At 45.6% G+C, this 18731-nt stretch carries 20 protein-coding genes and 1 riboswitch; of the genes, 4 read left to right on the top strand and 16 right to left on the bottom strand.

Annotation, left to right across the window (positions count from 1 at the left end):
* The first annotated feature begins 49 nt into the window (after positions 1 to 49).
* Positions 50 to 952, top strand: a complete 903-nt coding sequence (locus AOT13_RS06665) for a PucR family transcriptional regulator (RefSeq protein ID WP_003252581.1) — start codon at positions 50 to 52, stop codon at positions 950 to 952.
* Positions 953 to 1252: 300 nt separating this feature from the next.
* Complete coding sequence (locus AOT13_RS06660; RefSeq protein WP_003252584.1) at positions 1253 to 2365, top strand: ABC transporter ATP-binding protein; 1113 nt, start codon at positions 1253 to 1255, stop codon at positions 2363 to 2365.
* Positions 2366 to 2398: 33 nt separating this feature from the next.
* Here the strand turns inward: AOT13_RS06660 and AOT13_RS06655 are convergent, their stop codons facing one another.
* The gene (locus AOT13_RS06655) at positions 2399 to 2641 is read right to left on the bottom strand and encodes a hypothetical protein (protein ID WP_003252586.1); all 243 of its coding nucleotides are present in this window, start codon (positions 2639 to 2641) and stop codon (positions 2399 to 2401) included.
* 249 nt (positions 2642 to 2890) lie between these two features.
* On the opposite strand from AOT13_RS06655, the gene AOT13_RS06645 reads away from it, so the two are divergent.
* Entirely contained in the window at positions 2891 to 3103 is a 213-nt protein-coding gene (locus tag AOT13_RS06645) for an alpha/beta-type small acid-soluble spore protein (protein WP_003252587.1), read from the top strand.
* A gap of 57 nt (positions 3104 to 3160) precedes the next feature.
* Here AOT13_RS06645 and AOT13_RS06640 read toward each other — a convergent pair whose 3' ends face one another.
* The 13 genes from AOT13_RS06640 to tenA all read right to left on the bottom strand — a co-directional run bounded on the left by AOT13_RS06640 (position 3161) and on the right by tenA (position 14577).
* Complete coding sequence (locus tag AOT13_RS06640; RefSeq protein WP_003252590.1) at positions 3161 to 3895, bottom strand: amino acid ABC transporter ATP-binding protein; 735 nt, start codon at positions 3893 to 3895, stop codon at positions 3161 to 3163.
* A gap of 18 nt (positions 3896 to 3913) precedes the next feature.
* Entirely contained in the window at positions 3914 to 4615 is a 702-nt protein-coding gene (locus AOT13_RS06635) for an amino acid ABC transporter permease (protein WP_035502352.1), read from the bottom strand.
* Positions 4602 to 5414: an amino acid ABC transporter substrate-binding protein gene (locus tag AOT13_RS06630; RefSeq protein ID WP_013877370.1), complete on the bottom strand. Its 813-nt coding sequence runs from the start codon at positions 5412 to 5414 to the stop codon at positions 4602 to 4604. Before AOT13_RS06630 ends, AOT13_RS06635 begins: the two co-directional genes overlap by 14 nt.
* A gap of 135 nt (positions 5415 to 5549) precedes the next feature.
* Positions 5550 to 6818, bottom strand: a complete 1269-nt coding sequence (locus tag AOT13_RS06625) for a hemolysin family protein (RefSeq protein WP_042383692.1) — start codon at positions 6816 to 6818, stop codon at positions 5550 to 5552.
* 427 nt (positions 6819 to 7245) lie between these two features.
* Positions 7246 to 8271, bottom strand: coding sequence for a thiazole biosynthesis adenylyltransferase ThiF (locus AOT13_RS06620; RefSeq protein WP_003252598.1), 1026 nt, complete (start codon positions 8269 to 8271; stop codon positions 7246 to 7248).
* Complete coding sequence (locus AOT13_RS06615) at positions 8268 to 9035, bottom strand: thiazole synthase (RefSeq protein ID WP_003252599.1); 768 nt, start codon at positions 9033 to 9035, stop codon at positions 8268 to 8270. The genes AOT13_RS06620 and AOT13_RS06615 overlap by 4 nt, the downstream gene beginning before the upstream one ends.
* Before the next feature lies 1 nt (position 9036).
* The gene (gene thiS, locus AOT13_RS06610; protein ID WP_003252601.1) at positions 9037 to 9240 is read right to left on the bottom strand and encodes a sulfur carrier protein ThiS; all 204 of its coding nucleotides are present in this window, start codon (positions 9238 to 9240) and stop codon (positions 9037 to 9039) included.
* Positions 9237 to 10370: a glycine oxidase ThiO gene (thiO, locus tag AOT13_RS06605; protein ID WP_013877372.1), complete on the bottom strand. Its 1134-nt coding sequence runs from the start codon at positions 10368 to 10370 to the stop codon at positions 9237 to 9239. The genes thiS and thiO overlap by 4 nt, the downstream gene beginning before the upstream one ends.
* A gap of 41 nt (positions 10371 to 10411) precedes the next feature.
* Complete coding sequence (tenI, locus tag AOT13_RS06600; protein WP_041270115.1) at positions 10412 to 11026, bottom strand: thiazole tautomerase TenI; 615 nt, start codon at positions 11024 to 11026, stop codon at positions 10412 to 10414.
* A gap of 10 nt (positions 11027 to 11036) precedes the next feature.
* On the bottom strand, positions 11037 to 11819 hold the full coding sequence (locus AOT13_RS06595) for an energy-coupling factor transporter transmembrane component T family protein (protein ID WP_013401534.1): 783 nt from the start codon (positions 11817 to 11819) through the stop codon (positions 11037 to 11039).
* Between the two features lie 15 nt (positions 11820 to 11834).
* Positions 11835 to 13286 (bottom strand): ABC transporter ATP-binding protein, encoded by a 1452-nt coding sequence (locus AOT13_RS06590; RefSeq protein ID WP_013877374.1) that lies wholly within the window; start codon positions 13284 to 13286, stop codon positions 11835 to 11837.
* An 18-nt stretch (positions 13287 to 13304) separates the two neighbouring features.
* Complete coding sequence (locus AOT13_RS06585) at positions 13305 to 13895, bottom strand: ECF transporter S component (protein WP_003252610.1); 591 nt, start codon at positions 13893 to 13895, stop codon at positions 13305 to 13307.
* Positions 13879 to 14577 (bottom strand): thiaminase II, encoded by a 699-nt coding sequence (gene tenA / locus AOT13_RS06580; protein WP_013877375.1) that lies wholly within the window; start codon positions 14575 to 14577, stop codon positions 13879 to 13881. The genes AOT13_RS06585 and tenA overlap by 17 nt, the downstream gene beginning before the upstream one ends.
* Before the next feature lie 99 nt (positions 14578 to 14676).
* Positions 14677 to 14784, bottom strand: a riboswitch (TPP riboswitch).
* Between the two features lie 390 nt (positions 14785 to 15174).
* Here tenA and AOT13_RS06575 point away from each other — a divergent pair.
* The gene (locus AOT13_RS06575; RefSeq protein WP_013877376.1) at positions 15175 to 16359 is read left to right on the top strand and encodes a class I SAM-dependent rRNA methyltransferase; all 1185 of its coding nucleotides are present in this window, start codon (positions 15175 to 15177) and stop codon (positions 16357 to 16359) included.
* Positions 16360 to 16392: 33 nt separating this feature from the next.
* On the opposite strand, the gene AOT13_RS06570 is transcribed toward AOT13_RS06575, so the two are convergent.
* Both AOT13_RS06570 and AOT13_RS06565 read right to left on the bottom strand, forming a co-directional pair.
* Positions 16393 to 17604 carry an MFS transporter gene (locus AOT13_RS06570; protein ID WP_003252616.1) on the bottom strand — a complete coding sequence of 404 codons (1212 nt, stop codon included), beginning with the start codon at positions 17602 to 17604 and terminating at the stop codon, positions 16393 to 16395.
* Between the two features lie 346 nt (positions 17605 to 17950).
* On the bottom strand, positions 17951 to 18481 hold the full coding sequence (locus AOT13_RS06565) for a YfiT family bacillithiol transferase (RefSeq protein WP_003252618.1): 531 nt from the start codon (positions 18479 to 18481) through the stop codon (positions 17951 to 17953).
* Positions 18482 to 18731: the final 250 nt, after the last annotated feature.

The following is an 18731-nucleotide window of genomic DNA, read 5'->3' as shown; positions in this document are numbered from 1 at the left end:
ATAATTAATTAAGTAAAAAACATTAATGATGAAGAAAGGAAACATCGCTATGCTTCTTGAACAGCTGCAATCATACTATAAGGACGCGATCGTCATTAATGAGCAAGTCGACGACATCGCTGCATATGAATGGTTTTATACGAAAGATGGCGATAAAATCGGAATTTGTAAACAGCGTCTATCGGAACAAGAAAAACAGTTATTATCGATTTTTCTGACACCGATTCCGGACACGGATCGCATGATGAGCGATGAAGAAATGGCATGGCACAGATGGATCGTGCACGGGGATTCCACGATGTTGCAACATTTTTCCTCCCATTCTCCGTATTATCGCTTTATTCACTTTTGGACAAAGCAATCTATAGCAAATAAAAATGATTTTTACGATACGATAAGCGGGTTGTTTCCTGAACATATTATGATCGTTTGGGAACACGATCATCGCGGTGTCATTATTGAAAAAAAACGAAAGCCAACGCCGGAGCCGCTGCCATTTGCCGAAATTATTGACACGCTATCGACTGATTTTTATGTCACCCTTCATTTATTTATTGGGCAAATTCATCCATACAGCAGCCAGCTTTATGAATCATTTTGCCATGAAAGACGCTGTTTTCAATTAGCGCAAACATATATGCCAAAACAAACGGTATATCAAATGGAAGATATCATTCCGCTGCTGCTCATTCATCATGCTGAATTGGAGGCGGTCAAAAAGTCCCTCCCTTTTTTGGAAACATTGGATGATGAATGGCTTCCTATCATCAAAACATTTTTCCAATGCGATCTTAACGTTTCCTTAGCGGCAAAAAAGCTATATATGCACCGCAATAGTTTACAATACCGCATTGATAAATTTATCGAAAAAACAGGAATGGATATTAAACATTTTCAAGGAGCGGTCGCCGTTTATCTGGCCATGTTGATACAAGAGTACACAAACCATTAAGCTGCTCCATGATTTTTGGCCAAGTGGCCGCTTCTGGAAAATCATGCCCATCTAAGCGGGCATGCGCACACATCAGCGCATCCTTCGTTCTTATCCAATCGCGAATTTGCGCAGAAAAAGCAGCAAATTTCCGGAATTCAAGTCCGTTCAACTGAATAAATCCGGTCTAACGTTTTTCTATTCATCAACTTGCCGGAAATCCCCCCTCTTTTTTTGTGCATGTTGTCCATTTACGAATTCTATCATTTTCCGGTACGCTGAAAGTGGTTGAAACCGATTTCATCACAAGGGAGTGAGAATATGGCAGAGCTTCGTTTAGAGCATATTTATAAAATTTATGATAACAACGTGACTGCCGTTAAAGATTTTAATCTACATATTAAAGATAAGGAGTTTATCGTCTTTGTCGGCCCGTCCGGCTGCGGCAAATCGACAACGTTGCGGATGATTGCCGGTCTTGAGGAAATTTCGAAAGGCGACTTATATATTGACGGCAAACGCATGAACGACGTGCCACCAAAAGATCGCGATATCGCGATGGTGTTCCAAAACTACGCGCTTTATCCGCACATGAGCGTTTACGATAACATGGCGTTCGGTTTAAAATTAAGAAAATTCCCGAAATCAGAAATCGATCGCCGGGTTCGTGAAGCAGCGCGCATTCTCGGCCTTGAACAATACTTAGACCGCAAACCAAAAGCGCTTTCCGGCGGACAGCGCCAACGCGTCGCGCTAGGACGTGCCATCGTCCGTGACGCAAAAGTATTTTTAATGGACGAGCCGCTTTCGAACTTGGATGCAAAGCTGCGCGTGCAAATGCGTTCGGAAATTGCCAAATTGCATCAACGGTTGGAAACGACGACGATTTACGTCACGCACGATCAAACGGAAGCAATGACAATGGCAACACGGCTTGTTGTCATGAAAGACGGCGTCATCCAACAAGTCGGCACGCCAAAAGAAGTGTACGAAAAACCAGAAAATATTTTTGTCGGCGGCTTTATTGGTTCCCCTGCCATGAATTTCTTAAAAGGGACGTTGCAAGATGGCAAATTTGTTATCGGCAACATTACTTTTGGCGTTCCAGAAGGAAAAATGAAAGTGCTTCGTGAGCAAGGCTATGTTGGGAAAGAAGTCATTTTAGGGATTCGTCCGGAAGACATTCATGACGAACCTGTCTTTATCGAAGCGTCTCCAAACACGAAAATTACCGCTAACGTCGAAGTTGCCGAGCTGCTCGGTGCTGAGACGATGGTTTATTCGAACATTAACGGCCAGGAATTTGTTGCACGCATTGACGCGCGCACCGAGATTAAGCCGGGTTACCAGCTAGATCTTGCATTGGATATGAACAAAGCACACTTTTTTGATATCGAAACAGAAAAACGAATCCGTTCCGCTGATGAAAAATAATACAATCAGGCTCTAGCCGCAAAAAGCTGGAGCCTATTCTTTTATCCATTTCACTTCCTCCTGGCGGCAGCGCGGACAGTAAAAAAGATGCACACATTCATGATGAGTGAATGTCTCCGGATATCCATCGACCAATTTCATCATATCTGTATCCATATAAGGGCTGTAATCATCAACATAATCGGTAACCTTCCCGTGATCTTCCATTTGTTGCTGGCAATAAGAACAAAGCACCGTCAAATTATACAAGCCGTTGCAAAGCGGACAAATGCTCATGATGTGCCTCCTAAAAAACCATTCCTTAATGTTACATATTCCCTAACATCGGCAACTGTAAAACGTAAAAAATTTCCATAAAACAAAAATGAATAAGCAACGAAAAACGTTTCACACTATGAATAGCATCGCCAAACAACACATTGGGTTCAGCCAAGTTTGGCGGCATGCTTATAACAGCATGCGTTGCTGGTGCAAATCCAGCCGACCCAACCATCCATCAAAACTTAAACAAGGAGATGATTACACATGGCACGTAACAACAATTCTAATCAACTGCTAGTCGCTGGTGCGCAACAAGCAATCGATCAAATGAAATATGAAATCGCCCAAGAATTTGGCGTTAACCTTGGTCCTGACACCACGTCTCGCGCAAACGGTTCTGTTGGCGGAGAAATTACAAAACGCCTTGTCGCAATAGCTCAACAACAACTTGGTGGTCAATTCGGCAACGTTCAATAACAACTTTATATATGGCTAAAGCCCCAGGCGCGTCTGCCAGGGGCTTCATTTGTTTTATTACTCGATAAGTTGTAGAAATTGTTTTGTGCGTTCATGTTTGGGAGAAACGAGCAACTGTTCTGGAGCTCCTTTTTCCACGATGACTCCCCCATCCATAAAAACCACTTCATCGGCTGCTTGTTTCGCAAATCTCATTTCATGAGTGACGACAATCATGGTCATTCCTTCATTCGCCAAACTTTTCATGACTTTCAGCACTTCACCGACAAGCTCTGGATCAAGCGCTGATGTCGGTTCATCAAACAGCATGACCTCCGGTTCCATGGCAAGCGCCCGCGCGATCGCAACGCGCTGCTGCTGCCCTCCAGACAGTTGAAACGGATAATGATGGGCTTTATCTTTCAGCCCTACTTTCTCCAGCAACGCCATCGCTCTCTCGCGCACGTGCTCTTTCTTTTCATTCTTGACCGTGACAGGTCCTTCCATGACGTTTTCAAGGGCGGTCATATGGGGGAACAAATTATAGCTTTGGAACACCATTCCTGTCAGCCGGCGAAATTCATGAATCTCCTGTTTCGTCACAGGATGCGAAAAATCAAGCTGTCTATCCGCTATCGAAATTTTCCCTCTTGTTGGCATCTCAAGCACGTTTAGGCAACGCAAAAACGTTGTCTTCCCTGAACCCGATGGACCGATAATGACCACTACTTTTCCTTTTTCCACCGTAAGATCGATGCCTTTTAATACTTCTACGTCTCCAAATTGTTTATATAAGCCTTGAACAGAAATCATTATCGTATCTCCTTATCGCTATCGTGCAATGTAACGATTTAAACGTTCTTCGATTCGGTTTTGCACAATGGACAGCAGAAAGCAAATAATCCAATAAATGATTGCCGCTTCCGTGTATAACAGCAGGAATTCATAGTTCGTCGAGGCAATTTCTTGCGCTTTGCGGAACATTTCCGAAACAAGGATGAGCGAGGCAAGCGATGTATCTTTGACTAAACTGATAAACGTATTTGACAGCGGTGGAATCGACACGCGCGCCGCTTGCGGAAATATAACCCGGCGCAACGCCTGTCCCGTTGTCATTCCTAACGAATACGCCGCTTCCCACTGCCCTTTCGGAATCGATAAGATCGCAGCGCGGACAATCTCTGAAGCGTACGCACCGACGTTTAACGAAAAACCAATGATAGCCGCAGGAAACGAAGGAATCGTAATGCCGATGTTCGGCAAGCCGTAAAAGATAATAAACAACTGGACAAGAAGCGGTGTTCCGCGGATGGCCGATACGTATATTCTCGCGATGATTTCTAACGCTTTCACTCCGGAAATGCGCGCCAATGCCGTGGCAATCGCCAATATTAATCCAATGGCAAATGTTATCACCGTCAGTGGAATCGTATAATACAAAGCCCCCTTCACCAGCGGGAGAAGAGAACTTTGCGCGATCGATGCTAACCGGTCTGCCCGTTCAGGGTCGATCATCAGATTATTTAGATACATTTGCACCAAACCATTTCTCGTAAATTTTGTCATATGTGCCGTCTTTTTTCATGTCTTCTAACGCTTTATTCACAGCTTCCACTAACGTGTCGCTGCCTTTGCGGAACATAAACCCGCTTTGCGAAGCTTCCTTATGCTTTGCCACTATTTTAATTGGCGCGTTCGGCTTTTGTCTTAGAAAATCAAGAACGGATAAGTTATCGTTAATGGTAACGTCCACCCGCTTAGAACTTAACAATTCGACCGCTTGATTAAATCCTTCCACGCCAACAATTTGCGCGCCGTACGACCGCGCCAAATCCGCAAAATTGCTTGTCATCGATTGTGCCGCTTTCAGTCCTTTTATGTTTTCAAATTTAGATACTTTATTGTTATCTTTATGGACGACTAACACCGCCATAGAAGTAATATACGGATCAGAAAAATCATATTTTTTCTGCCGGTCGCGGCGAATTCCGACTTCATTGGCAATCATGTCAAACCGTTTTGCATCCAATCCCGCGAACATCGCATCCCACTGTGTTTCCATAAACACAGGCTTGACGCCGAGACGCTTCGCTACTTCCCTTGCTAAATCCACGTCAAAACCGGTCAACTCTCCGCTTTGATCATGAAACGTAAACGGCGGATATGTCCCCTCTGTTCCAATGCGTAATTCTCCTTCTTTTTTCACTTGCGCTAGCAAATCCGTTTCTTTCTTGCCCGATTTTTCGTTGGATTGCTGATTGCCGCATGCGGCCAACAGTAAAATCGAAGCTGTCAATAAAAGAAGCAAACTTTTGTGAAAAAATCTTTTCATATATTGGAACCTCCATCATTCCGATTGGTTTTCGTGACATATGTTATAGTAAAAAAGTTTGTATAAGATGTCAAATAGAAAGAGGATACAAAACATTATTCCGTTATAGTCACAAAAAAAGGAGCTTCACGCCCCTTACATATTTTCCACTAACGGCGGCTCATTTAATGAAACAAGCACTTTCCTAATTCGGCGGTTTTCGACTTGCTGCACAGTCAGCGTCAGCGGACCGTAATGCAGCGTTTCGCCAACGTTAGGGACGCGTTCAAACATTTCAAATATCCAACCGCCAAGCGTATGGGAAGAGCTTTCCGGTGCTTCGATTTTCATTATTTCGCAAAATTCATCAAGCGGAAGTTCAGCATTAAATTCATAACTGTTTTCATCGATTTGTTGGATAATTTTCACCGCTTCATCATGCTCATCCCATATTTCCCCAACAATTTGTTCAATAATATCTTCAAGCGTGATTAATCCCGCCGTACCGCCAAATTCATCAACGACAATGGCCATATGCACTTTGCTTTTTTGAAATTCCGGCAACAGATCAGAAATTTTCATCGATTCGACGACGAACAACGGTTTGCGCAGCAGCGCACGGACGTCGATCTCTTTTTGTTGCACAAGCTCACTAAAAAAGTCGCTTTCCGATAAAATGCCGATCACATTATCAATATCTTCTTCATATACCGGTATGCGAGAATACTTTTCTGTTAAGAAAACATCGCGAATTTCCCCAATAGGCTGATTGACTTCGACCGCAACCATATCGGACCGTGGCGTAAAAATTTCGCCAACTAAAATTTCATCAAAATCGAGCGAACGATGAATTAATTCTTTTTCTTTATTGTCAATGATGCCTTCTTCCTCACTTAAGTCAATCATTACTTTAATCTCTTCTTCCGTTACCGCAGGAACAGCCTTTCCATTTGTAAACCATTTCACTACACGATCTCTTACGGCATTAAATAATATGGTGATCGGGGAAAGCAGTTTCATCAATGCGTAAACAATTGCCGCATAACGAATCGACAATGATTCCGCATGCTCTTTCGCGATCGATTTTGGCAAAATTTCACCGAAGATTAACAAAAACACGGTCATGACGATAACCGCAACAATAAGACCGACCCGTTCTCCAAGCGTTGTTGTCGCGATGTCCACTAAAAACGCGACGGCAACAATGCCTGCGATTCTGTTTGCCACAAGTGCCGTCAACAAGACGCGGTCTAAATTTTCAACAATATAATTAACTCGCTTGCTGCCACGGTGGTTTTCTTCCACATAATTTCTCAGGCGAATTTTATTCGCTGAGGAAAATGCGGTTTCCACCGAAGAAAAGAAAGCGGTTAAAACAATACAAAGAAAAAACCATCCCAACAGACTCAGTGGCAACTCTTCCAAAGAATCTTCACACTCCTAAATAAAAAACATTGCTTTACGTTAGATCTATAATTATTTATATGATTTATGATTATCATATCAAATTTTTCACCAAATGCCTATCATCTTAACGTAATATTACAAAACTGCAGGATGATTCCTGCAGTTTTGTTATGATTCGATGACGCATGAACCGATCAAATACACGAGCACGAGCAATGAAGCAATATTTAATGTTACAGATAATTCTTCCATTCAATGCCCCTCCTAAACAATAGTCATCCCCATTACATGGTAACACAGCGCCATTTTCGATACGCAAGACATTTTATACAAATTTTCGACAATTTTATTACTTCCCGCACAGCTGTTTTGCCAAGAAGGAGAAGGGAGGAGTTCATCATGGCAAGCGATAAGCAAAAAGGAGCTTCGCAAAAGAGCGAAGCTCCTATCCTAAATAACGATAATAAATGGTTTTTGCTTCTTGGATATCTTTTGTCCCATGAATGAGCGCGCGGCCATCTTGAAAGACGACAAGCCGCTGCTCTCCGAGCGACACAGAGACAAGATACGGGTTGGCATCTACGCGCAATCCTTGTTTGGCAAATAATTCGGCAAGCTCCTGCAAATCGTAATGCCGTTGCCCAGCCGGGCGAATTTGCACGGAATTTCGCCCGCATAACACCGCCGTTTTCGTCTGATGGTCATAAGAAAGGTAAGGATATGACGGATGAGCGCCGCAAGTCGGGCAATCCTCTTTTTTTACTTGATCCACGCGGATCGCCGCATGCTGGTTTTTCCATAAATCGAACGAAACGAGCTTATTCCGGAGCGATGACCAATCTTCCACAAGAATTTTCAGCGCTTCGGCCACTTGATACGCGACGACCATTTGCACAGCCGGGCTGATAATTCCAGCCGTATCACATGTCAACCCGCCCGCTGGCACCGTCTCAAGCAGGCAGTGAAAACAAGGGGATTTTCCCGGGATAAATGCATAGCTGATGCCATAGCTCCCGACGCATGCGCCGTAAATCCATGGAATGTGATATTTATACGCGGCATCATTGATGATCATGCGCGTATCGAAGTTATCCGTCGCATCGATCAAAAGATCGGGTTTTCTCTCGCTGATGAGTTCTTCGAGCTCTTGCGCCGTTACATCGCCGACAATGGCATCAATCATAACATCAGAATTGACCTCTTCAAGCCGCCGCTTTGCCGCAATTGCTTTCGGGATATGTTCTTTTGCATCCGCTTCGCCATATAATTGCTGGCGCTGCAAATTGCTCCATTCGACATAATCGCGGTCAACGATTGTGATTTTGCCGACGCCAGCGCGCACGAGCGCTTCCGCATTTCCTGTTCCTAATGCGCCCGCACCAATCACAAGCACATGCTTTTTTGCTATTTTTTGTTGCCCTTCTTCGCCGATTGGCGCAAACAATTCTTGTCGAGAATACCGTTCATTCAAACAACACTCATTCCTTCCGTTGGGCTGCTTGCTGTTGCGTACCGTTTTTTCGGAATTCTGCCTGCCTCATAGCCGAGACGTCCGGCTTCCACGGCAAGCTTCATCGCTTTTGCCATTTTGACTGGATCGGCCGCACCGGAAACGGCAGTGTTCAACAACACTCCGTCAGCTCCCAGCTCCATTGCCATCGCCGCATCCGCCGGGCTGCCAATTCCAGCGTCAACAATCACAGGGACGGTCGCCTGCTCAATAATGAGGCTTAAGTTTAACGGATTGACAATGCCCTGTCCGGATCCGATCGGGGAAGCGCCCGGCATAACCGCGTGGCAGCCAAGCTCTTGCAGCCGTTTTGCAAGCACGACGTCATCAGAAGTGTATGGAAGAACGATAAATCCTTCTTCCAACAATATCTCTGCCGCCTTCAACGTCTCGACTGGGTCTGGAAGCAATGTTTTTTCACAGCCGATCACTTCTATTTTTATCATATCACATAATCCCGACGCTTTGGCGAGCCGTGCGATCCGCACTGCCTCCTCGGCTGTTTTCGCCCCGGCCGTATTCGGCAGAAGTTTATATTTTGTCAGATCTAAATTTTCCAAAAAGTTCGGCTGGTTTGGTTCAAAAATGTTCATCCGCCGTACAGCAAACGTTAAAATTTCCGCTCCTGACACTTCGACCGCTTGCTTTTGTACTTCCATATTTGGATATTTTCCTGTTCCGAGCAACAGTCTTGATTGAAATTCATATGGTCCGATTTTTAACATATCAACCGCCTCCCACAAAGTGAACGATTTCAACTTTATCTCCATTGCATAACGCCGTTGTCTCATATTGCTGTTTTGGGATAATCGTTAAGTTAACTTCCACAACCGCGATTTTTTTATTCAATTGAAAATGGGCGAGCAAATCACTGACCGTTTTCACTTCATTGGGGATTTGGATCGATTCGCCGTTAATAATCAGTCTCATTGCCTTCCCACCTTTGTTTGATATCGTGTCAGCGAAAATGGGGCAAGATCGTTCTCGCTTTCTTTTCCTTCAATGAGATCGGCCAACAGTACGCCGGTGACCGGGCTTAGCAAAATCCCGTTCCGATAATGGCCGGTGGCAACCCAGACGCGCTCGTAGCGGGGATGTTTTCCTATGTACGGCAATCCATCACCCGTTTGCGGACGGGTGCCGCTCCACGCTTTTTCCCATTCGGCATTTTTCAATCCCGGAACAAGCCGCTGCGCCCGTTCCAGCAAACTCATGATTCCTTGAACCGAGACTTTTCGGTCAAATGTGCGCGGCATCGACGTCGCCCCGATCAGCAGCCGGTTGCCACGTTTTGGCACGATATAACAGCCGTTTTCCGCAAATACGGTCGCCTGAATTAGCGGTTTTTCCGTTTTTACCAAAAGGCATTCCCCTTTGACGGGATACATTGGCAACGAAATGCCCGTTTTTTCAAGCACCTGCGAAGACCATGCTCCCGCCGCCACCACCACGGCATCTGCTGCGATCTCACCGTGATTGGTATGGATTACATAAGAATAATTTTCCTGATGGAAATCGATGAATTCCGTATACTCATGCCATTTTGCTCCATAGGCAACCGAAGCGTTCGCCAAGGCGAAAGCCAAATCAGGAGCGCTCACTTGCCCGTCTGCTGGAAGATGCATGGCGCCCGTTAAATCGCGGGAAACGTTCGGCTCCATTTCCGCTAATTCGTCACCTGACAGCCAGTGTGCCGGTTCATCGGTATGCCGCCAAAATTCGTAATGGCGGCGAAGAGCCGCTGCTTCTTCCTCCGTCACTGCCACTTTTAACATGCCTTTCTGCACAAGCCCAATGTCGATGCCGGTAAGTTCTTTTAATTCCTCCGCAAGCGGAGGAAACATTGCCCGGCTTTTTAATGCAAGCGGAATAAGCGGGCTCTCTTCGGCAAATTCAGACTGGGCGCCAAGCATTCCTGCTGCCGCGCTGGACGCTTGGCCTGCCATCCGCCCTTTTTCCAACACACCGATGCGGAAATGGCGTTTCGCCAACTGAAAGGCGATGGAAGCGCCGATAATTCCGCCTCCGACAATCGCGACATCATAATGGTGGCGTTCCATGTAAATCTCCCCTCTTTTTTTGATAACGTTTTCTTTCCCGTTCATGCCATTTTCTTAACGATTTTTGCGAGTTTTTTTGCTTCACTAACGGGATCTTTAGCGCAAAATACCGCCGACATGACGGCAATTCCATGCGCGCCAGCTTGCAGCACTTGCTCCGCATTATCAGAATGGATGCCGCCAATCGCAATCACCGGAATATTCACATGATGGACGATATTCCGCAATGATTCTATTCCGCGCGGCGGCGCTCCTAGCTTGCTTGCCGTTGGAAAGATGTGGCCGTATATGCAATAATCGGCGCCGCTTTTTTCCGCTTCCATCGCTTCTTCAAGCGAATGAACCGAACAGCCGACAGACAACGACGGAAAATGACGTTTCGTTTGGTGTACAGATAAGCTATGATGTGCAAGCTGGACGCCTTTAACTCCAAAAACAACTGCCACGTCAATCCGATCATTGACAATGATTTTCTTTGGCGGTATTCCCCTTTCGATCAACTCGGTGAGAAACTCGGAAATTTCCCGCGCTGTTTTCCTTTTTTCCCGCACATGGATCGCATCGACATACGGATGAACGCGGGCGCAAATCGCAACGAATTGCTCTAACGGCTGTTTGCCTGTCGAAATAATGTGAAGCTGTCTTTCCACTTTCATCCCTTGCTTTCTACCGCACATCTTCCACCGGAATGTACGGATAATGAACTCCCGCATAATAAGCCGCTGCCGCCACTATGATAAAAACAACGACAAGCACGACATCGTTTTTGCCAAACCCGATTTCATAATAAAACGTCCGCTTGGCGCCGTCCGAAAAACGTTTTGCTTCCATCGCAACCGCGATGCGCTGAGCGCGGCGGATGCTTTGGGATAAAAGCGGGATCGCATATCGCTTCATTTTTGCAAACACCCCTTTATTGGCATCCCCCCTTACCTTTAACGCATTTCTTACTGTTTGAAATTCTTCAATCATAATCGGGATTAAACGGACGCCGGCTAAAAAGCTGTAAGCATATTTTGGCTTTAACTTTAACTGCTGCATCAGCGAGTAAAATAAGCGGACCGGCCTTGTCGTCAGCGAAAACAAAAGCCCAAGGAGCGCGAATGAAAGCGCGCGAAAGCCAAGATGCATTCCGCGCAAAAAACTCTCTTCCGTCACATGGATAAGTCCCCAGCGAAACCATGTCGTCTTCCCTTCGCCAAACAAAACCATCGATGACGCAGTTGAAACAAATACAAGGAAAAACGGCAAAAATAACAGCAGCAAAAACTTCCACGGATAGCCGGTATACAACATAAATAACAAGAGAAGTCCAAACGAAAAATTAATTAAAACATTTGGGTTGTGCACGAACAACACGCCGATAAACAGCAAAATAAGCACAATCAGCTTTAAGCTCGGATTCGTATGATGTAGCCACGTTTCTCGATAACGAATGTTCCATTTCATCGGTGTCTATTCCCCCTACACGGACGGCACCGCCGCTTTGGGCGGCTGTTGCAAAATTGGTTCATCTTTCACAAGCTGTCCGTCTTCAATCACCCATCTTCTTGTCGCAAAATGGTTGACAATGTTTTCGTCATGGGTGACCATCATAATCGCTGCCCCTTGCCCGCGATAGGATTCCAACAGTTCAAGCAGCGCAAACGTATTTTTCGCGTCTTGCCCAAACGTCGGCTCATCGAGCAGGAAAATTCGCTGTCCGCTTACAATCGAAGCAGCCACACTTAAACGGCGTTTTTGTCCCATCGAAAGCTGGTATGGATGTTGATGTTGCTGTTCCCAAAGGTGGAAGCGATGCAGCAATTGTTCAACCGTCTCTGCAATTTCCTCTTCTTTTCGTTTTTCCAAACGAAGCGAATACGCAATTTCCTCCCGCACAGAATTAGCGACAAACTGAAATTCTGGATTTTGAAAGACAAATGCAAGCAAACGATGAAGCTGTTTCAGCTGCTTGCTGTCTTTCCCGTATAACTCATACGTTCCGTCTGTGCGGATCAGCCTCATCAATGCATGCAACAATGTGCTTTTCCCGGCACCGTTTTTGCCAGTAATAGCAATCCATTCTCCCGCGCGCACGGTCGCTTCTTCGATGCATATTTTCACATCGCGCAGACGGAAGCCGCGGAAGTGGCGGAGATGAATGATTTCCTCTTGTTGGACGGTCGGCCGCTGGTATTGGCGCTTTGCCATATATTCGTCCCAAACGCCGGGATACCAAATGCCTTGGGAAGCAATGACGTCCTTGTAGCTAGAAAACACAGTTTTGGCTTGATCATCGGCAATGATTTCGCCTTGATCGTTCAATAAAATAATCCGATCGACAAAATCAAGCACATGATCGATTTTATGTTCGACGATAATCACCGTTTTGTCACGAGCGATTCGTTTGACTGTCTGCCAAATTTCTTTCGTTCCCTCTTCGTCAATCATCGCTGTCGGTTCGTCCAAAAACAGCACATCCGGCTCAAGCGCGAGCACGGAAGCAAGGGCGAGCCGCTGCTTCATCCCTCCCGATAACGTGTGAATATCGGTATGAGGATCGACAAAAAGGCCGACCGCTTCTAGCAGACTCTTAATCCTCTCTTTCATCTGTTCTCGCGGCACGCCGATGTTTTCAAGCGCAAAAGCAATTTCTTCATCGACAAACGGCATGCAAAATTGCGAATCGGGATCTTGGAAGACATAACCCCAATGATCGGGAAGCAGCACTCGTTCCGCTTTCATCGGAATGTCAATCGAATGCGGAATCAAGCCAGACAGCACTTGCAACAATGTCGATTTTCCGCACCCGGATGGACCGAGCAACAACACTTTTTCGCCTTCATAAAATGTGAGCGATAAATCTTTGAATAACAGCGTATCTTTCCCAGGAAATTTCAAGCGCAACCGTTCCACAGAAGCTATCGCTTTCATCGTTCATACGCCACCTTTTTAACGGTCAAGCGCGTCGTAATCATCTTTCGAAGCCGGGCGCAACATTTGCACCACTCCCGTTTTTTCCAATGCCTTAACAAGCGAAGCAGCGAAAACGCCGGAAATGGCAATCGCGCCGAGAAAGCGGGCGATAAGGAATAACGCCAAGTTCCAAGGAGCCAGCGCGTCAATATACCCTTTGTAAAAATCCATCACAAGCGAACCGATCGTCGCGCCAACCGCCCCAAGCGACACGACGAATGCGTCAAACCGTTTATAGCGAAACGCGGCAAACACTGCTTCCGCTAAAAGTCCTTGTACAACTCCGTAAAGGAGCACTTCTAATCCCCATTCGGAACCCATAATAAATTCCCCAGAAGAAGCAGCAATTTCCGCCAATAGCGCGACGCCCGGTTTACGGATCAACAAGTACGCCACCGACGCAGCGATGAACCACATGCCATAAATCAATTGATCGAGATGGAAGCCAAATGGCTTGACAGCGTAATAAAGTGGCCCCCAAATTTTATAGATGATCCCAAAAACAACTGAAATCACAATGGTTGTTAAAATATCAACAAGCTTCAATCCTTTAGTTGTTGCAGGCATGATTTTTGCTCTCCTTTCTTGCTGATGGCCATGTTTCTAAACGATATGCCATTTCCCAAAATTCATACTCATATTCACTGCTAATCAGAAAATGCCGCTCCATCCGCTTGCGATCGGATTCGGTAACTGCTTTGGCGATCGCATCCAAACGGGCAATTTGCTCTTTCACCAAGCTGCGAAACCATTCGGAACTGTATGTTCCTATCCATTTCTGATAGATTGGCTCTTTTGGCTTGCAATCTTTTAATCTCTCGCCAATTTCATAATAGAGCCAATAGCACGGCAAAATCGCTGCAACCACATCTCCTAAATGCCCTTCGTACGCGGCCCGGTACATATGCGACGTATATGCGTATGCAGTTGGTGCCGGGATAAATGACGCTTTTTCTTCTTCCGTGATCCCAAGCAATTCGGCAAACGTTTCATGCAAAGATAATTCCGCTTCACATGTGCTTTGGGCATGATGCGCCATGCGCGCGGTTGTCGCCAAATCCGGAGACTTCGCCGCCCCAAGCGCTTGCACTCTCGCAAAGTGGCGCAAATAATACGCATCCTGCATGACATAATAACGGAAACGGGTAAGATCTAGCGTTCCTTCCCCCAACTGCTTCACAAAAGGATGTTCAAAACTTGCCTGCCAAATGGCATCGGCCTTTTTTCGCAATTCCACTGCAAATGACATTTTCATCTCCCCTTTAAAAAATAAACACCACTTCCTTTACAAAAGCGTAAAGAAAGTGGTGTTAAACACTAGTCGCCGGAAAAACACGGAAAAACTCACGACTGCGCCACTCCACTTCCCTACGCTGGTATTACCCAGATCAGGTTCTAAGGGTCTCAAAGGCACACTTTGATCTCAGCCTTTCTGAAGGCCCCCCTAGTGGATTGTGCGTTACCTATGAAATTTTTTTATTTGAGTATATCATATCACTGTGAATATCATTGTCAACCCTTTTTCACCGCACATTTCTTAATTTTCGCACATCACTTACATGCTTCGTTTCCCTTCGCGTCCCGCCGCATTCGTCAGGCGCTCCATCAGTGCATATACTTGAATTTTTCCGCGGCTGATCTTTTCTTGCTGATATGTTTTGACTGTGCCGCGCATTCTCTCTGCCTATCCGGCGCGCTTCTTCCGGTTTTCCCAATCTCCTCCTGCTGCTGCGGTCATCCGTCCTGCCTCCTGAGATGCTGTCACACTGTCCACGTTGCTTCTTTTGCCGCAATTCTGTATCATAGAAAAAGCAAATGACTACATCATCATAATGGAGTGGAGAACGTGGCAAACGTATTTTTAAAACGAAAACGGAAAAAACGACTCGAACAAGGACACCCATGGATTTTCCAAAGTGAAGTCGATTATATTGAAGGCGATTTTGAACCAGGCGATTTTGTCGATGTATATAATCATCAGCGCTACTTTTTGGCAAAAGGCTATATTAACCCGAAATCGCAAATCATTGTGCGCGTTTTGACGCAAAATCCCGACGAAGAGCTTAACGAGCAATTTTTTGTTGACCGCATCCGCCAAGCATGGGAGTATCGCGAGCGAATGATTCCCGGCGTCCGCTCATGCCGCGCCATTTACGGTGAAGCGGACTTTTTGCCAGGGCTGATCGTCGACAAATACGAAGACGTGCTTGTCGTGCAAATTCTTTCCCTTGGGATGGAAAAACGGAAAGACTGGATTCTGCGCGGCTTGCTTGAGGTATTTAAGCCAAAAGCCATTTATTTGCGCAATGATGTGTATGTCCGCGAGCTAGAAGGATTGCCACAGGAAAAAGGCTTTTGGTACGGCGAATCGGAAACAGAAGTGCTGATGGAAGAAAACGGCGTCAAATATATCGTCGATATTGAAAACGGGCAAAAGACGGGATTTTTCTTCGACCAAAGACAAAACCGCGCAGCAATTAAACCGCTCATCAACAGTGATACAACGGTGCTCGATTGCTTCACCCATACCGGCTCGTTTATGCTTAATGCGTGCTTATATGGAGCGAAACACGTCACTGCAGTCGATATTTCCGAACACGCCATTGAAACGGCGAAGCGCAATGCGGCGCTTAACGGCTTTACCAACGTCGATTTTGTCGTCGCCAACGCGTTCGATTATTTGCGCGAAGCGGTTCGCGACGGGAAAAAATGGGACGTTGTCATCATTGACCCGCCGGCGTTTGCGAAATCGGCTCAAGCTGTTCCAAAAGCGTTGCGCGGCTATAAAGACATTAACTTAAACGGCTTAAAGCTTGTCAAAGATGGCGGCTTTTTCGTCACAGCGAGCTGTTCCTACCACGTGCATGCCGACTTATTCCGGGAAATGATCGCGGAAGCGGCGTTTGATGCGAAAAAAATTTTGCGGCAAGTGTACTGGAACAGCGCCGGCTACGATCATCCGAAGCTGCTTGCCGCCGACGAAGGCGATTATTTAAAATTTGCCATTTACGAAGTGCGCTCGCGCAGATAAATAACAAAAAACGCTTAGGATTATCACTTTGTCCTAAGCGTTTTTTAGCATTTTTTTATTTCTGTGCAAGATATATAGGTAAAAACTAATAGAAACAAGCACGGAGAACGCGGCGGTTATATAAATGCTGGAGTAACCGAACCAATGGCTGATTTGTCCAAAAATCATCGCTCCTACGCCAACTCCTAAATCGAAAAAAGCGAAAAAGGTCGCATTCGCCATTCCTTTGCGGTTTTTTGCCGCCCTCTCAACAGACCATGCTTGCAGCGCCGGTTGTACTGTTCCAAATCCCAGCCCGTAAAGAATGGCCGCAGCAAACAAAACCACATTGTTGGGCAGCCAGGCCAACAATAACATGGCAATGAGAATCAGCGCAGCACCCGGTATAAATACCGCCCGGTGCCCTTTTTTGTCATATAACCGCCCGGCAAACGTTCTCGTTACCATGAGCGCAAGCGCGTATAGCAAGAAATACCATTGAATTCCTGAAACCCCTTTTTCTGCTGCATACAATGGAAGAAACGATGCGATTCCCCCAAACGTCACCGTCAGGAAAAATAATAAAACCGACGGTTCCAGCGCGCTTTTTTCATAAATATCCCATTTATGATGTGCTTGCATTTGCTGCTTCTCAACCTTTTTATATGTAATATTCGCGGCAAACAACAGTGATGCCAAACCTAAAGCGGCGCAAATCAAAAACAGATGGTGAAATGACAAAATTCCAGCAAGCAATAACCCCGCAGACGGCCCGAAAGCGAGCGCCAAATTTCCTGATAAGCCATAATAACCCATTCCTTCGCCTCTTCGGCTGGCAGGGATGATGTCTGTTGCAATTGTTCCAGCCGCTGTGGTGGAAAATCCCCAGCCAATTCCTTGAATGACCCTCATCATAAAGAGCAATACAATGCTTGTGATAAAGCTATACGACCCTACAGAGATGACAAATATCGCAAGTCCTAATAAAAATACGAAACGCCGCCCCTTCGTCTCAAGCGCATGGCCGGCAAACGGTCGCATGATTAACGCCGAAAATGTAAAAATCCCGACAACCAAACCAATGAGCTGATCATTTCCGCCAAGATATTCGACAAAAAGCGGAATCGTCGGCAACGTCATTTGAAAACCGAGAAACACAAAAAAATTAGCTAAACAGATTAGCACAAAATCTTTTGTCCAAATTTTTTCTTTTGCTTCTATCACTGCGCTGCTTCGTTCCACTGCGTTATTTCGTTGCACATTCACAAAACGTCCTCCTTCCAAATGGCATTTTTATTTCGGGTCCCTTAATATTTTGTAGTATATCATAAAAAACAGCAAAGACATGACTGAAACAAACCATTGTTACCCGCTATCCGGCTTTTCTTGATATATGAAGAGAAAAGAGACTAACCGCAAAAACGCAGTCAGCCCCTTCACTCATTATACTTCCAACATTTATATTGTGCTAGTTTCAACCGCTTATCACGCCTTCCTCATTCGGTGATCACGCCGTGAGCGAACCTGATAATGTCGCCCGCTTCGCGAATCGATGACAACCAATTGGTGATAAACCGCCGCAGCTTGCCAACAATGCCGGCAAGCTAAGCGCTTAGTTCCAGCCTTTTCGCTTCCGCAAAGAAATAATTTGCGCCGTATGATGTTTCCCGTGCCATGCGTACAGCGCTGTTAATACATATAAAGGGACGGTTTCTTTTGTTCCTTCATGATAAAACGTCCGTGCGAAATCTTCGGGGCACAGCGAGCCAAGCAAGCGAGTCCAGCGTTCATGAAGCCCTTCAAGCAATAGCAGCGATGGCTCGATCGGCAATGAACGCGCTTCGATCGTTTTCGCCCACTCGCTTTCTTCAAACGGCTTAATCGAAGGCACATCTTCTGTTAATATCCATTTTGTGCGCAAAAACGCATTCATGCTTGCATCAGCGAGATGATGCACCACTTGCGCAACCGTCCATCCTCCATCGCGATACGGTGTATTCAGCTGTTCCTCATTTAGCCTGCTGACCGCCTCCCGCAATTTGGCGGGTGCTTGGCGAATGTCAGCAATCCATTGTTTTATCTCTTCTTCACGAAACGTCTCCGGTGCTTTAAATTTGCCAATCGGATAGCGAATGTCATCCATAATTTTTCTCCTCCCTTTTTACGTATATTCCATATCTATAAACGAAATCCTGCTTATTTTAATAATAGGCAGCATATCATGACATCACCGTTTTTTGACTCACTTTCACTCAAGTCTATATGCGGACTTTCTTTCTGCTTTTGCGCATTTTCATTCTATTTCAGAAATCGTATATCTTTCACAAATAATTTGTTTATATTTCAGCATCTCAAACGAAAACAGTTTGACAAGCACGACCGAAACATGATAA

The organism is Parageobacillus thermoglucosidasius, assembly GCF_001295365.1.
Lineage (GTDB): Bacteria > Bacillota > Bacilli > Bacillales > Anoxybacillaceae > Parageobacillus > Parageobacillus thermoglucosidasius.
This window is presented reverse-complemented; position numbering and strand designations above follow the sequence as displayed.